This window comes from Bacillus mexicanus (genome assembly GCF_050445615.1).
Classification (GTDB): domain Bacteria; phylum Bacillota; class Bacilli; order Bacillales; family Bacillaceae; genus Bacillus; species Bacillus mexicanus.
Genome location: NZ_JBCEYV010000001.1, coordinates 1624222 through 1638300 on the forward strand (window position 1 = coordinate 1624222; position 14079 = coordinate 1638300).

At 45.4% G+C, this 14079-nt stretch carries 13 protein-coding genes and 2 pseudogenes; 8 read left to right on the forward strand and 7 right to left on the reverse strand.

Going from position 1 to position 14079, the window contains the following annotated elements:
• Nucleotides 1-5 precede the first annotated feature (5 nt).
• The 6 genes and pseudogenes from hemAT to phoE all read left to right on the forward strand — a co-directional run.
• Nucleotides 6-380, forward strand: a pseudogene (gene hemAT, locus AAGG74_RS08780) (heme-based aerotactic transducer HemAT); the annotation flags it as partial.
• A 9-nt stretch (nt 381-389) separates the two neighbouring features.
• Entirely contained in the window at nt 390-1187 is a 798-nt protein-coding gene (locus AAGG74_RS08785; protein ID WP_419724062.1) for a methyl-accepting chemotaxis protein, read from the forward strand.
• 133 nt (nt 1188-1320) lie between these two features.
• Nucleotides 1321-1881 carry a biotin transporter BioY gene (locus AAGG74_RS08790; RefSeq protein WP_162102033.1) on the forward strand — a complete coding sequence of 187 codons (561 nt, stop codon included), beginning with the start codon at nt 1321-1323 and terminating at the stop codon, nt 1879-1881.
• A gap of 6 nt (nt 1882-1887) precedes the next feature.
• Nucleotides 1888-3330 (forward strand): acyl-CoA synthetase, encoded by a 1443-nt coding sequence (locus AAGG74_RS08795; RefSeq protein WP_429675129.1) that lies wholly within the window; start codon nt 1888-1890, stop codon nt 3328-3330.
• Nucleotides 3327-4421, forward strand: coding sequence for an acetyl-CoA C-acyltransferase (locus AAGG74_RS08800; protein WP_429675130.1), 1095 nt, complete (start codon nt 3327-3329; stop codon nt 4419-4421). Before AAGG74_RS08795 ends, AAGG74_RS08800 begins: the two co-directional genes overlap by 4 nt.
• 70 nt (nt 4422-4491) lie before the next feature.
• The gene (phoE, locus tag AAGG74_RS08805; protein ID WP_429675131.1) at nt 4492-5073 is read left to right on the forward strand and encodes a phosphatase PhoE; all 582 of its coding nucleotides are present in this window, start codon (nt 4492-4494) and stop codon (nt 5071-5073) included.
• Nucleotides 5074-5101: 28 nt separating this feature from the next.
• Here phoE and AAGG74_RS08810 read toward each other — a convergent pair whose 3' ends face one another.
• From AAGG74_RS08810 to AAGG74_RS08825, 4 genes and pseudogenes are all read right to left on the reverse strand, one after another.
• Nucleotides 5102-6073, reverse strand: coding sequence for an ABC transporter substrate-binding protein (locus AAGG74_RS08810; RefSeq protein ID WP_429675132.1), 972 nt, complete (start codon nt 6071-6073; stop codon nt 5102-5104).
• 289 nt (nt 6074-6362) lie between these two features.
• A complete protein-coding gene (locus AAGG74_RS08815; protein ID WP_429675133.1) occupies nt 6363-6710 on the reverse strand; it encodes a hypothetical protein in 348 nt (115 codons plus the stop codon).
• 127 nt (nt 6711-6837) lie between these two features.
• Nucleotides 6838-7830: an acrylyl-CoA reductase family protein gene (locus AAGG74_RS08820; RefSeq protein WP_429675251.1), complete on the reverse strand. Its 993-nt coding sequence runs from the start codon at nt 7828-7830 to the stop codon at nt 6838-6840.
• Nucleotides 7784-8271 (reverse strand): annotated as a pseudogene (locus AAGG74_RS08825) (N-acetyltransferase family protein). Before AAGG74_RS08825 ends, AAGG74_RS08820 begins: the two are co-directional and overlap by 47 nt.
• Nucleotides 8272-8711: 440 nt before the next feature.
• On the opposite strand from AAGG74_RS08825, the gene AAGG74_RS08830 reads away from it, so the two are divergent.
• Complete coding sequence (locus tag AAGG74_RS08830) at nt 8712-9848, forward strand: S8 family peptidase (protein ID WP_162102040.1); 1137 nt, start codon at nt 8712-8714, stop codon at nt 9846-9848.
• Between the two features lie 53 nt (nt 9849-9901).
• Here AAGG74_RS08830 and AAGG74_RS08835 read toward each other — a convergent pair whose 3' ends face one another.
• Entirely contained in the window at nt 9902-11167 is a 1266-nt protein-coding gene (locus tag AAGG74_RS08835; RefSeq protein WP_429675134.1) for a M48 family metallopeptidase, read from the reverse strand.
• Between the two features lie 149 nt (nt 11168-11316).
• Here AAGG74_RS08835 and AAGG74_RS08840 point away from each other — a divergent pair, with 149 nt between their 5' ends.
• Nucleotides 11317-11712 carry a YhfM domain-containing protein gene (locus AAGG74_RS08840; RefSeq protein ID WP_162102042.1) on the forward strand — a complete coding sequence of 132 codons (396 nt, stop codon included), beginning with the start codon at nt 11317-11319 and terminating at the stop codon, nt 11710-11712.
• A gap of 40 nt (nt 11713-11752) precedes the next feature.
• Here AAGG74_RS08840 and AAGG74_RS08845 read toward each other — a convergent pair whose 3' ends face one another.
• On the reverse strand, nt 11753-13294 hold the full coding sequence (locus AAGG74_RS08845) for a fatty acid--CoA ligase family protein (protein ID WP_429675135.1): 1542 nt from the start codon (nt 13292-13294) through the stop codon (nt 11753-11755).
• A 117-nt stretch (nt 13295-13411) separates the two neighbouring features.
• The gene (locus AAGG74_RS08850) at nt 13412-14056 is read right to left on the reverse strand and encodes an SDR family oxidoreductase (protein WP_162102044.1); all 645 of its coding nucleotides are present in this window, start codon (nt 14054-14056) and stop codon (nt 13412-13414) included.
• Nucleotides 14057-14079: the final 23 nt, after the last annotated feature.

The following is a 14079-nucleotide window of genomic DNA, read 5'->3' on the forward strand; positions in this document are numbered from 1 at the left end:
TCAAAATGGTCAGATTAGGAGATGCCGAGCTTTACGTTCTAGAGCAGCTTCAGCCATTAATTCAAGAAAACATTGTACACATCGTAGATGCGTTTTATAAAAACCTTGACCACGAAAGCTCATTGATGGATATCATCAATAACCACAGTTCAGTTGACCGTTTAAAACAAACGTTAAAACGGCATATTCAGGAAATGTTTTCCGGTGTTATCGATGATGGATTCATTGAAAAGCGAAATCGGATCGCCTCTATTCATTTAAAAATCGGACTTCTGCCAAAATGGTATATGGGCGCATTTCAAGAGCTTCTTTTGTCAATGATTAACATTTATGAAGCGTCGATTACAAATCAGCAAGAGCTGCTGAAAGCGATCAAGGCGACAACTAAAATCTTAAACTTAGAACAGCAGCTTGTCCTTGAATCATTTCAAAGCGAATACAACCACACACGTGATGAGCAAGAGGAAAAGAAAAACCTGCTTCATCAGAAGATTCAAGAAACCTCTGGGTCGATTGCCAATCTGTTTTCTGAAACGAGCAGGTCTGTTCAAGAGCTTGTAGATAAATCTGAGGACATTTCTGAAGCCTCCAAAGCTGGCACAGTGACATCCGGCACTGTTGAAGAAAAGTCGATCGGCGGAAAAAAAGAGCTTGAAAATCAGCAAAAACAGCTGGACAAAATTGATACAAGCCTTGTCCACATCGAAAAAGAAATGATTAAGCTGGATGAAATCGCACAGCAAATTGAAAAAATCTTCGGCATCGTCACAGGCATTGCTGAACAAACAAACCTCCTCTCACTCAATGCTTCTATCGAATCTGCCCGTGCCGGCGAACACGGCAAAGGCTTCGCCGTAGTGGCAAACGAAGTGCGAAAGCTTTCTGAGGACACGAAAAAAACCGTCTCTACTGTGTCTGAGCTTGTAAACAATACGAACACACAAATCAACATCGTGTCAAAACATATCAAAGACGTGAATGGGCTAGTTAGTGAAAGCAAAGAAAAAATGACGCAAATTAACCGCTTATTCGATGAAATTGTCTACAGCATGAAAACCAGCAAGGAGCAATCAGGCAAGATTGATGTCGATTTACAGGCCTTTCTTGGAGGGCTTCAGGAGGTCAGCCGCGCCGTTTCTCACGTGGCCGCTTCTGTTGATTCACTCGTCATTCTGACAGAAGAATAAACATCAAAACCGGTCTGCCATGCAGCCGGTTTTTTCACGCCTACAATGTTAACCAAAATGAAAAATAAGTTGACATAATAGCAGCCTGCCTTTATTGTATAACCATATTTTATTACTGTTTGGAGGATTTTACATGCTGAGACTAATAGACATGATGCATATTGCCATTTTTACCGCGCTGATGGCTGTGCTGGGTTTTATGCCCCCTCTCTTCTTATCCTTTACACCGGTGCCGATTACCTTGCAAACGCTTGGTGTGATGCTGGCAGGCAGCATCCTCAAACCTAAATCAGCTTTCTTAAGCCAGCTTGTCTTTTTGCTGCTGGTCGCCTTTGGAGCGCCGCTTTTGCCTGGCGGGCGAGGCGGATTTGGCGTTTTTTTCGGGCCAAGCGCAGGCTTCTTAATCGCTTATCCTTTCGCTTCGGGGCTGATCAGTTTAGCTGTATGCAGACTGCGCCAGATCACTGTATGGCGTCTTTTTTTCACTCACATCGCATTTGGCATTATCTTCATTTATCTGCTCGGTATCCCTGTACAGGCTTTTATGCTGCATATTGATTTATCACAGGCCGCCTTCACAAGCCTTGTGTTTGTGCCTGGTGATCTGATCAAAGCGGCTTTATCTGCGTTTCTGGCGATAAAGGTCACTCAAGCCTTGTCTCTCTCTGATACGATGTTTACAAAAGGAGGCTGACATATCATGAGCATTACGCACCCCTATTCATCTATTGCCGAAGCATCGCCCGGCCGTATGGCGATCCAAACTGAAGCAGAGCAAATCACGTACCGGGATTGGGCTCGCCTTGTCTCTCAAACCGCAAATTGGCTGCGGTCGCTGCCAAACATCCCGAACCGTGTGGCGATCCTGCTCCCGAACAGCCCGGCGTTTTTACAACTGTTTGCCGGAGCTGCAGCGGCAGGATGCACAGCAATCCCCATCGATACACGCTGGAGCGCGGCGGAATGCAAGGAACGGCTATCCATAAGCGATGCGGATCTTTTGATTACTTCAGCCTTTTTCAAAAACAAACTAGCCGATAGCCAGACACCTGTTATGTTGCTGGATCACTGTATGGCGGACATTTCTGAGGCATCGGCTGATCCTGCACCTGTCATTCATCCAGAACAGCCCTTTTATATGGGGTTTACGTCAGGCTCGACAGGAAAACCGAAGGCCTTCACTCGATCTCACCGCTCATGGATGGAGAGCTTTGCTTGTACGGAAGCATCCTTTTCAATTTCATCACAGGATAAAGTTCTGATTCCCGGAATGTTAATCTCTTCTCACTTCCTATACGGGGCTGTCAGCACTTTGTTTCTCGGAGGAACAGTTTGCTTGCTGAAAAAATTCTCTCCTGTTCAAACGAAGGAGTGGCTAAGCCGTGAATCCATCAGCGTTCTCTATACTGTTCCAACGATGACAGATGCCCTCTCTCGGATTAACGCCTTTCCGGACAGCTCACTTAAAATCATTTCATCTGGTGCAGACTGGCCGGCAGAATCTAAGAAAAAGCTTACCGCTGCATGGCCTCACCTCAAGCTATACGATTTTTACGGCACTTCAGAGCTTAGCTTTGTGACATATTCCTCGCCTGAAGACAGCAAACAGAAGCCGGATTCAGCCGGCCGCCCGTTTCACAATGTCCAGATTGAAATTCGCAATGCTGCGGGGGAACGCTGTCAGCCAGGAGAAATCGGAAAAATATTTGTCAAAAGCCCGATGCGGTTTTCCGGCTATGTCAACGGCAGCGCACCTGATGAATCCGGCTGGCTGACAGTTGATGATATGGGCTGTGTTGATGAGGATGGTTTTCTATACATATCAGGAAGAGAAAACGGCATGATCGTATATGGAGGGCTGAATATTTTCCCAGAAGAGGTTGAACGTGTGCTTCTCTCATGTCCAGAGGTTGAAAACGCTGCTGTCGTTGGAATCCCAGACGAATATTGGGGAGAAATTGCTGTGGCTGTCATTCATGGAAACACGGATGCCAGAAAGCTGAAAGCCTGGTGCAAACAAAGGCTGGCATCCTATAAAATCCCAAAAAAATGGGTGTTCACAGACTGCCTGCCAGAAACGAGCAGCGGAAAAATCGCCCGTTCCAGCGTGAAGAAGTGGCTAAAGGAGGATGCAATAACTTGAACGCAGTGATTGTTGATGCAAAACGCACGATTTTCGGAAAACAAAACGGACTGCTGAAGCCATTTCTCCCAGAAGATTTGGCGGCTCCTCTCATCAGCTGTCTCAGCCAAAAGCTAGAGGATCAAATTGACGAGGTGATTCTCGGAAACGCGACCGGCAGAGGCGGCAATCTCGCCAGGCTGTCAGCTCTCCAAGCCGGACTGCCTTTATCGGTTTCAGGTATGACGATTGACAGACAGTGCGGCTCCGGCCTTGAAGCTGTGCGCTATGCCTGCACTCTCATTCAAGCGGGAGCCGGTACGATGTATATCGCGGGCGGCTCAGAAAGCAGCAGCCAATCGCCTTTTTCAGAACGGGCCCGCTTTTCTCCTGATTTTATCGGCGATCCCGACATGGGCCTCGCAGCGGAATATACGGCAGCACGCTATTCCATCAGCAGAAGCATGCAGGATGAATATGCGCTTCTCAGCCATGAACGCAGCCGAAACGCGCATGATAGAGAATTTTACAGTGAAGAAATTGTTCCTCTCGGAGAATTAGAAACGGACGAAGCATTTCTGAAAAAACGGCCGATAGAAGCATTGATTTCCCGCGCAAAACCGGTTTTCGACACCAGCTCCGGAACAGTTACTGCGGCGAACAGCAGCGGTATCTCAGACGGAGCTGCCGCACTCCTTGTCATGGAAGAAGAAAAAGCGGCAGCGCTAGGACTTCAGCCTGTGCTCCGGTTTATCGGCAGTGCTGTCAGCGGGATTCCCCCACAATATCCGTCCGCTGCACCAATTGACGCAATTCGTAATCTCTTTATCACACACAATCTAACACCTGACGATATCGATTTATATGAAATCAATGAAGCCTTTGCTGTCAAAATTTGTGTCTGCTCGCAAGAACTCTGCATCCCCTTTTCAAAAATCAATGTGTGCGGTGGCGCGTTAGCTCTCGGCCATCCGTACGGCGCATCAGGTGCAGCGCTTGTAACCAGATTGTTCTATGAAGCGCAAAGACGGACAGACTGTCAATATGCGGTTGCGGCCATCGGAAGCGGCGGCGGAATCGGACTGGCTTTATTATTTGAGATTCTGGCGTAGGCTTTTTCATAGGATGCGTTGCTTTGGTTTAGTATAATAGCGGTATGATCAAAGTCAGGAAGGGGATTTTATGACAGCCGTTTGCTTAGTAAGACATGGAGAAACTGCTTGGAATCTGCAGCAAAAATGCCAAGGCAAAACCGATATCCCGCTAAACGCGACAGGTGAACGCCAAGCAAGAGAAACTGGAGAATACGTAAAGGATTTCACGTGGGATGTGATTGTCACGAGTCCGCTGAAAAGAGCAAAAAGAACCGCAGAAATCATTAACGAATTTCTGCATCTTCCAATTGTCGAAATGGATGATTTTAAGGAACGTGATTACGGCGATGCGGAGGGTATGCTGCTGGAAGAACGGACAAAGCGCTATCCGGATAAAATCTATCCGAATATGGAAACGCTGGAGGAGCTCACTGACAGGCTGATGGGCGGTTTGGTAAAAGTAAACCAGGCGTATCCAAATCAAAAGGTGCTGATCGTCGCGCACGGCGCAGCGATTCACGCACTGCTGACGGAAATTTCCGGCGGTGACCCAGAGCTTCAAGGCACACGCCTTGTCAACGCCTGCCTCAGCAACATAGAATTTGCAGAAGAGAAATGGCGGATTAAAGACTATAATATAAACAGCCACTTATCTGGTTTTATTAAATAAAACAGACAGGCATTCGCCTGTCTGTTTCTTATTTTTGAGCAGCCGGCATCTCCTTCTGAAGCTCATCCAAAATGGCATTCGCCCCATCCACACTGCGGCGCAGCGACCACACCGCGCGATCCACGTGGTACACATGTCCGTTTTTCACTGCCTTCAGTTTCTTCCAAAGCACATTCTTTTCAATCGGGCGTTTGCCGTCCGCATCGATGTCATCTGTTTTCCCTGTCATCAGAATGAGCACGTCCGGGTCTGTTTTCAGCAGCTGCTCCAGCGTCATCTTCATGTTCACTGAATCGCCGCCATTGCTTGATTCACTGTTTTCCGATGTGCTGATCGCATATCGATAGCCGGCCAATGTTAAAAGTCTTGATGTGAAGAAATTTTCATCTCTGGCCATAATCGTATCATTTGTATTTCCAATCAAAAGGACAGACTGGCTGTGAACATTGATTTTCCGCTTAGTCTCACTAAGCTTTTCTTCATGCGCTGTCAGCTTTTTCTCCATTACCTTCTCCTTGCCGACTGCTTTTGCAATCGTAAGGGAAGCGTCAATGGTATCCTGATAATCAGCGTTTAAGTTATCAAGCGCAATCGTCGGCGCAATTTTTTTCAGCTGGTCGTATATTTTCTTATGCCGGGTCGTGTCAGCAATAATGAAATCAGGCTCTAACGAAGCGATTTTTTCCATGCTTGGCTGTGAACGAGTGCCGACAGATGTGTAGCCGTTTATTTTCTTCAGCACATCCTTGTTGATCAGCTGCTTCGCTTTATTGTCATCGGCAACCCCGACAGGCGTAATACCGAGATCAAGCAGCGTATCGATAAAACCAAGCTCAAGTACAACAACCCGCTTCGGATTCTCAGGTACATTTGTCTTCCCTAAATCATGTGTGATTTCAACTTTATTTCCTTTGCTGTTTTGATTGCCGCTTGAAGATGAGCAGGCCGCTGTTAAAACAGAAAGAAGCAAAACTGTAACAATAATCAGCGATTTTTTCATATAGTCAAGTCTCCTGTATGCAGTTTCTAAGAATAACATATCCAAGAGATAGTATACCACGCAATGAGAATCATTATCACTATTTATTTTTAAATCGAGAAGAGAAAGTTCAGCTGATAGGAAAAACTGTTTCCTCTATAGATTTCCTTCTAAATGCTTGTGTAGCCGATCGACTCCGTCTGCTTTTTGATTGATAATACGCCTAATGCAGGTTGCCATCGTTGCCTTTGTCGGTTTGTTGTTTATGTTGAATCGAAAAAACGAATCATCACTCTCTTTTTCTTGTTTATTATAAATAAATGACTAAAAAGCTAACAACAATAACCGCACAGACTTTATAGCCCAGCTCTTTTTTATTGAAAAGATAAAATAAAGATTGGATCCCAGAGCTAATGATAAACGCATGAAAAAAGTACTCAAATGTGAATGGGAATCCTTGAAAAACAAACTGCATGAAAAGGGCTATTCCGGATAGATAAAACCAGCCATGATCATTAAAGAAGTTTTTCATTTCTAATTTGGCTTCATCAGATGAAGATATAGAAACATGTTCAATCGACAACTCTCTTTTTAGAGTTAAAAAGCCAGCTGCAAGAACCGATAATCCTAAAATGAGCTGAATAATCACCCCATACATAACATTCCTCCACTTAAAAATTTAGAAAGGAGCTAAGAAACGTCTATTTATGTCTATATCATAGCTTCACATTATACACACAAAAAAGCTTGCAGAAAAACACCGCTTTCTCTGCAAGCTGGTTCTGTTAAAGCTTCACAATCACTCTTCCTTGAAGACGATTATGCAAAATATCTTTTAGCGCATCCGGCGCTTCGTCCAATGAAGCTTCTCTGTCTACGATAGTCAGCAGCTGATCAGGCTTAAGGTCAGAAGACATGCGGTCCCAAACTGCCGCTCTGACATCCATTGGACAGTACACTGAATCGATTCCGAGCAGGCTGATCCCGCGAAGAATAAATGGGTACACCGTTGCAGGAACCTCTCCCCCGCCCGTTAAACCGCTTACCGCAACAGCTCCGCCATATTGGATTTTGCTTAAAAGCGAGGCCAGCGGTTTTCCGCCAACAGGATCGACCGCTCCCTGCCATTGCTGCTTGGACAGTGCCTTAAGCGTTCCGTCATAGACATCTTCCCTGCTGATCACTTCGCTTGCGCCGAGACGCTTCAAATAACCAGCCGCCTCCCGGTTTCCAGTGCTTGCCGCCACCTCATAACCCCGCTTGTTCAGCATCGATACCGCAATTCCGCCGACACCGCCGGTTGCTCCTGTGACAAGCACACTCCCTTTTTCAGGAGAAAGGCCATTTTGTTCGAGCCGGTGCACCGATAGTGCCGCAGTAAATCCGGCCGTTCCGTACACCATCGCTTCTTTTAAAGTAAGATTCGCTGGCAGAGGCACCAGCCAATCACCAGGCACTGAAGCATATTCACTTAATCCGCCATGGCGGGAGACACCGAGCTCATAGCTTGTCGCGATCACCTCATCACCTTCTGCAAAGCGCGGATCATTGGAAGAGACAACCGTACCCGCAGCGTCAATGCCCAATATAAGCGGATACTCTTTGACAATATTGCCGCCTGCTTTTCCAGCCAAGCCATCTTTATAATTAATGCCGGAATAAGCAATTTTAATCAGGACACCGTCTTTTGGCAACTCCTCTGTTGACATGGTTTTCACATGAACTGAAACATCATCGGCTTGTTTCTCTGCCAGCAAAGCTTGAAATAACGTTGACATTCGGCACATTGAGATGATAGTGAACAAATGCAGTTTCCTCTTCGTAACCGTTTTGCCCATATAAACTTCTTGCCGTCCGATTGTGGTGTTAAGTTTTAAGCGATAAAAGTTTGCCCCATTTTCTGCAGCAAAATCCTTTACGGCAGACAGTAGCCGCCCGCCGGCTCCCTTTGTTCGCGCCTGAGGTGCCGCAAATAAGTCATTTCATATGTAGATTCTTTTCATTGACACAGAAGAAAACGTTAGGTAGAGCTGGGTAAAACCTATGAATTCCCCACTTTCTTCCGCGATTAAAATAATAGACTCGTCATATTCCAGACGCGCTTTCAAAAAAGCCTCTGCCTCCCCCAGATCGGACGCCTGCTTATAAAATCCCCGATACTGGTCAAACAGCGGCGCGATGGCTGCTGTATCTGATGTCTTTGCTTGGCGAATCTTCATTTTATTTCTTCCTCCTTCTCTAACATCGTTTCATTTTATTTTTTGTGGGAATTTCTATAAAGTTTATTTTTTAAAATACTTTTATCAAATTACACAGAAAAAATATCACAATAGTATTCAATACCATTACAAAAACAAGTGCAGGCCATTCGCATTATTTTTTTCGACAGGGATTTTCGGGACTCAGGAGCATTTAACCTGAAAATAAATCAGATTCCAACGTAATGAACATTTGCTCATGTCTATTTTCGCTTTTTCCTGTCTAAAACTAGTTATTTCGAGCCTCTACGGAAATAACGAGAGATGATATACCTAAATAGAGATAAAATCATTTCAAAAAAATGGGTCTACTAAAATATCGGTTCATCTATTACAATAAATTAACAGAATAGTCTCCAAAATGAGTCTAATCTGAATTTTCTAAAAGGAGAGGGTAAAGAGTGAAAAGCAAAAAATTGTGGATCAGTTTGTTGTTTGCGTTAACATTAGTTTTTACGATGGCGTTCAGCAACATGTCTGCGCAGGCTTCCGGTAAAAACAGTACAGAAAAGAAGTACATTGTCGGATTTAAACAGACAATGAGCACCGCCAAGAAAAAGGATATTATTTCTGAGAAAGGCGGAAAAGTTCAAAAGCAGTTTAAATATGTTAACGCAGCCTCAGCAACATTGGATCAGAAAGCTGTAAAAGAAATAAAACAAGATTCCAGTGTTGCATATGTGGAAGAAGATCATATCGCACATGAATATGCGCAAACTGTTCCTTACGGCATTTCTCAAATTAAAGCGCCGGCTCTTCACTCTCAAGGCTACACAGGCACTAACGTAAAAGTGGCCGTTATTGACAGCGGAATTGACTCTTCTCATCCTGACTTAAACGTCAAAGGAGGAGCAAGCTTCGTCCCTTCTGAACCAAGCCCATACCAAGACGGCAGTTCTCACGGCACGCATGTAGCCGGTACGATCGCCGCTCTTAATAACTCAATTGGTGTACTGGGCGTAGCGCCAAACGCCTCTTTATATGCAGTAAAAGTTCTTGATTCAGCAGGAAGCGGCCAATATAGCTGGATTATTAATGGTATTGAGTGGGCGATTTCAAACAAAGTGAACGTGATTAACATGAGCCTTGGCGGACCTTCAGGTTCTGCAGCGCTGCAAACAGTTGTTGATAAAGCCGTTTCCAGCGGTATTGTAGTTGTTGCCGCAGCCGGAAACTCAGGCTCGTCCGGAAGCTCAAGCACAGTCGGCTATCCTGCAAAATATCCGTCTGCTATTGCGGTAGGTGCGGTAAACAGCAGCAGCCAAAGAGCGTCATTCTCAAGCGTGGGTCCTGAGCTGGATGTGATGGCTCCAGGCGTAGCCATCCAAAGCACACTTCCTAGAGGCGCATACGGCTCCAACAACGGAACATCAATGGCATCGCCTCACGTTGCCGGCGCAGCTGCGTTAATTCTTTCTAAGCACCCGACTTGGACAAACACGCAAGTCCGTAATCGTTTAGAGAGTACCGCAACACCTCTTGGAAACTCTTTCTACTATGGAAAAGGCTTAATCAATGTAGAAGCAGCTGCACGATAATATAAAAAAGAAGCAGGTTCCTCCATACCTGCTTCTTTTTACTTGCCATCATCCTATTGCTCCGCCTCATTCTCTTCTTTTTCCGCGTGTTGAATCCGTTCCATGATCGAAGGGTGGCTGCCCCTGAAAATCTTTACAAGCATCGGAGGATCAACCTGGCTGAGACCCGTCACAGCTAAATCCTGAAACGTTTTAACAGCGGCTTCTCTGTTTTCCGTCAGCCTAATCCCATACTGGTCTGCCTGATTTTCCTCATAACGCGAAACCGCATTAGAAAAAGGCATGACCGCAAAGCTCAAAAGAGACACCAAAAGCAATAACAGCGGCAATGCTGCAAGGTCCTGACTTCCCTCCAAATGAAACATGCTGCGGGTAAGGCGAACCGTCCGCTTATAAAGCTTATCAATGACATAAAACCCGGCGAGCGACACGAGCAAATAACCGACCAGTCCGATATAGACGTGCTTCATGACATAATGACCCATTTCGTGGCCCATAATAAAGAGAATTTCTGAATCATCAAGCTTGTTTAGCGTTGTATCCCACAATACAATCCGTTTGTTAGCCCCGATCCCAGTGACATAGGCATTAAGCGCATTTGTTTTTTCAGACATGTTCACTTCATATACATGATCAGCGGGAATATTGGCTTCTTCCGCCAAATCTAAAATTTTGCTTTCAAGCTCTTTATTTTTCAGCGGATAAAAATCATTGTATAAAGGATCAATAATAACAGGCTGAATAAAAAACAGAAACAGCGAAAACGGCACTGTTAACAGCCAAGCGTATAACCACCATTTTTTTTCACGCCTTTTGATCAGCCAATAAAACACTAGAACGCAAAGCGTAAAGATCGGAAAGCTGATCCAAAAATCTATGGCCTGATCCTTAGCCCAGCTGGCCGCTGTCTGTGTGGAAATGTTGTAGTTAAGCGACACTTGATAGCCTATCCATTCTAAAGGCAGCGTCACCAACGTTGTGATCAGCGACAGCACAAACACAAAACAAACGATCTGCAAAAACCGAAAAGGCACGGCCGCTTCCATCCACTTCTTGATTTTCTTTGACGTGCCGCTGACAAGCAATACAAACAACAAAAACCAATCAAGCGGAAGCCCGATAAAAAATAAAAAATTCTTTACATTCGAATACCGCTCAGCCACTGCCAATTCAGACGGCTTCATGAAAGAAGCCGGGTCAGCCTGTGTTCCTTTCACAGCCTCCGGTACTGCAGAATCACCAGAAAGGAAAAAATACCAATAAAAAAACAGCCCGTACAGCACGTAAGCAAGCCCTGCTGCCGCAATCCACTTGCGCATAACGTCTCACTCCTCACATCAACCCGTTACTTCTATTGTAATCATAAATGCAAGTTCTTAGAACCAAGCTGTAGGTTCGCACTTTTCCGTCCATTTAAGCATGGAAAACCTGATTGCTGGGAAAACTAACAATGTTTGGAGTGATGCAAATGAAAAAAATAGTGGCAGCCATCGTGGTTATCGGTCTTGTGTTTATTGCATTTTTCTATCTTTACAGTCGGTCAGGCGATGTGTATCAATCGGTGGACGCGGATTTAATCACGCTGTCTTCAAGCAGTCAGGAAAAAATCGAGATCGAAAAAAGACAGCACGTCAAAGATATGCTGGACATTATGAATCAGGGAAAACAGCTGAAGCCAGAAAAAATGTCACCCCCTGATTACGAAGGGACAATCAAGTTTCATAAAGACCGGTACGACTCATTCAGGCTTTGGATTGACGGCAGCCAAGAAGCCGTTTATTTGAAGGACGGGACATACTACAAATTAAACAAACACGATACGAAGGCGATGCGAGACATTATGAAAAAAGAAGCAAAGGATTAAAACTGAAAAAAGCGAAGCCCACCGCTTCGCTTTTTTCCTATTAATGAGGCAAAATATCTTTCAGTGCCCGTCTGAGCATTTTTCCTGTCGCATTTTTCGGAATCTCGTCAAGAAACGTAATGACAGCAGGTCGTTTGTATTTTGCAAGATGTTTTTCACAATGCGTAATGATATCTGCTTCTGTTACCCCAGAATGTTTCGGCACCACATATCCATTTACCGCTTCCCCGCTTTGAGCGTCTGGCACACCAATGACAACCGCCTCCTTAACATCGGGGTGACTGTAGAGCACCTCCTCCACCTCACGCGGATAGACGTTGTATCCTCCTACAATGATCATGTCCTTTTTTCGGTCAACAATGTAAAAATAGCCGTCCTCATCCCGTCTCGCCAAATCTCCCGTATACAGCCACCCGTCTTTTAAGGCGTTCTTTGTTTCCATTGGCATTTTATAATAGCCTTTCATCACATTAGGGCCTTTCACAATTAATTCACCTACTTGGTGAGCGGGCAGTTCGTGTCCGAGCGGATCTACGACTTTGTTTTCGACATGCAGGATACTTGTCCCGACGGAACCCGGCTTTCTGCCTCTGTCAAACGGGTTAAAGCACGTGACAGGTGAAGCTTCCGAAAGTCCGTAGCCTTCTAAAATGGTCACTCCGAATTTTTCTTCAAATGCGGTCAGCAGCGTGACTGGCATCGCTGCACCTCCCGAGATGCACAGCCGGATGGAAGAAAAGTCATCTTCCTTTCCGTTTTCATGCTGAAACAAGTAATTATACATTGTAGGTACACCGGCAAAAATGGTCGCCTGCCTCTCTTTCACAAGCTGAAAAACAGATGTCGGACTAAACTGAGGCTCAACCAAGACAGTTGCGCCGCTCATCAGCGGGGCATTCATACAGACGGTTAAACAAAACACGTGAAACATCGGAAGAGCACAGACCACATTGTCCTTCTCATCCATCCCCAAATAACCGGCGACATCGTTGGCATTGCTGTACAAATTTTGATGGGTCAGCATGGCGCCTTTCGGTTTTCCGGTTGTTCCTGACGTGTATAAAATAACTGCGGTATCATCAAGGACAAGCTTTGGGCTTTGTTTAGAGGCATATGTCGAGCGCAACATTTTTGCAAACGTTGTCATTTTCATTTTGACCTCTGGATCGGAAGCTTCCGGCTCGGCATCTCCCGTCTGGCATAAAATGACGAGCTCAACCTTTGGCAGTGATTCATGCATGCTTTCATAAAGCGGTAAAAGCTGATCAACGCCAACGATTGCTTTTACATCACCATTTGTCAGCATATAACCGATTTCTGTCGGTGTGTACAGCGGATTGATAGGCACAGCCACGATTCCAGCCTTTAACGCGCCAAAAAACACGATCATAAAATCCGGCGAATTGCCAAGCAGCAAAGCGAGATGGTCCCCTTTCTCCATACCGGCTTCCTGAAGGCCTTGTGCAAAGCGCTGAATTCTTTCATTCAGCTCCTGATACGTCATGATGTGATCCTTAAACCTGCATGCGATGCTATCGGGCTTCTCAGATGCTGTCTCTTCCAATCGCGAAACGAGATTCATTCTCCCACCCCTTAAAGTGAATGAATAGTCATTCATTATTGAAGAAAAGCTTGCCCCTTCATTATAGAGAAACAGAAAAAAACACTCAAGAGCAAAAAGCCCTGAGTGTCAGTACTGTTATAGTTTCTTTAACGCTTCAGCAATCGGCGTATCTCCCTCTGTCAGATCAAAGGCCCGATTTTCCGTATTGGCTTCATCTAAAGAAGCAATAACCGTTTTCGCAACATCTTCACGGGAGATATATCCCCGCTCAAGATCAGCTGCTGCTGAAACAGCCCCTGTTCCAGGCTCATCGCGAAGGCCTCCCGGGCGGATAATCGTATACGTTAAACCGCTTGCTTCCAGAATTTTATCAGCATAATGCTTGGCCACATAATAAGGTTTAAGTGATTCATTCCAATTTTCACGGTTGTGGGCTTGCAGGGCGCTGACCATAATAAATCGTTTGATTCCCGCGATATCCGCAGCTTCAATCGCTTTTGCCGCTCCATCCAAATCTACAAGAAGCGTTTTATCATCGCCTGTGCTGCCGCCGGAACCCGCTGTAAAAATGATCGCATCACAGCCTTTTGCCGCGGCGGCGATTTCTTCCGGGCTGCCCTCCAGATTCGCAAGCACAGCTTCTGCACCGGCAGCTTCGAGAGACGCTTTCTGCTCTTCTTTTCTGACCATCGCTCTGACAGAATGATCAGGGTTATCTTGGAATAAAGATACGAGTCTTTGACCGATTTTTCCGTTCGCTCCGATTAAAAACACTTTCATAAGAATCCCTCCTGTCTTCATTA

Excerpts from the sequence above, each read along its gene's own strand:
- AAGG74_RS08845 (WP_429675135.1), bottom strand. The coding sequence starts at position 13,294 with ATGAATCTCGTTTCGCGATTGGAAGAGACAGCATCTGAGAAGCCCGAT.
- AAGG74_RS08790 (WP_162102033.1), top strand. The coding sequence starts at position 1,321 with ATGCTGAGACTAATAGACATGATGCATATTGCCATTTTTACCGCGCTG.
- phoE (WP_429675131.1), top strand. The coding sequence starts at position 4,492 with ATGACAGCCGTTTGCTTAGTAAGACATGGAGAAACTGCTTGGAATCTG.
- AAGG74_RS08815 (WP_429675133.1), bottom strand. The coding sequence starts at position 6,710 with ATGTATGGGGTGATTATTCAGCTCATTTTAGGATTATCGGTTCTTGCA.
- AAGG74_RS08820 (WP_429675251.1), bottom strand. The coding sequence starts at position 7,830 with ATGTCAACGTTATTTCAAGCTTTGCTGGCAGAGAAACAAGCCGATGAT.
- AAGG74_RS08810 (WP_429675132.1), bottom strand. The coding sequence starts at position 6,073 with ATGAAAAAATCGCTGATTATTGTTACAGTTTTGCTTCTTTCTGTTTTA.
- AAGG74_RS08795 (WP_429675129.1), top strand. The coding sequence starts at position 1,888 with ATGAGCATTACGCACCCCTATTCATCTATTGCCGAAGCATCGCCCGGC.
- AAGG74_RS08835 (WP_429675134.1), bottom strand. The coding sequence starts at position 11,167 with ATGCGCAAGTGGATTGCGGCAGCAGGGCTTGCTTACGTGCTGTACGGG.
- AAGG74_RS08850 (WP_162102044.1), bottom strand. The coding sequence starts at position 14,056 with ATGAAAGTGTTTTTAATCGGAGCGAACGGAAAAATCGGTCAAAGACTC.
- AAGG74_RS08840 (WP_162102042.1), top strand. The coding sequence starts at position 11,317 with ATGAAAAAAATAGTGGCAGCCATCGTGGTTATCGGTCTTGTGTTTATT.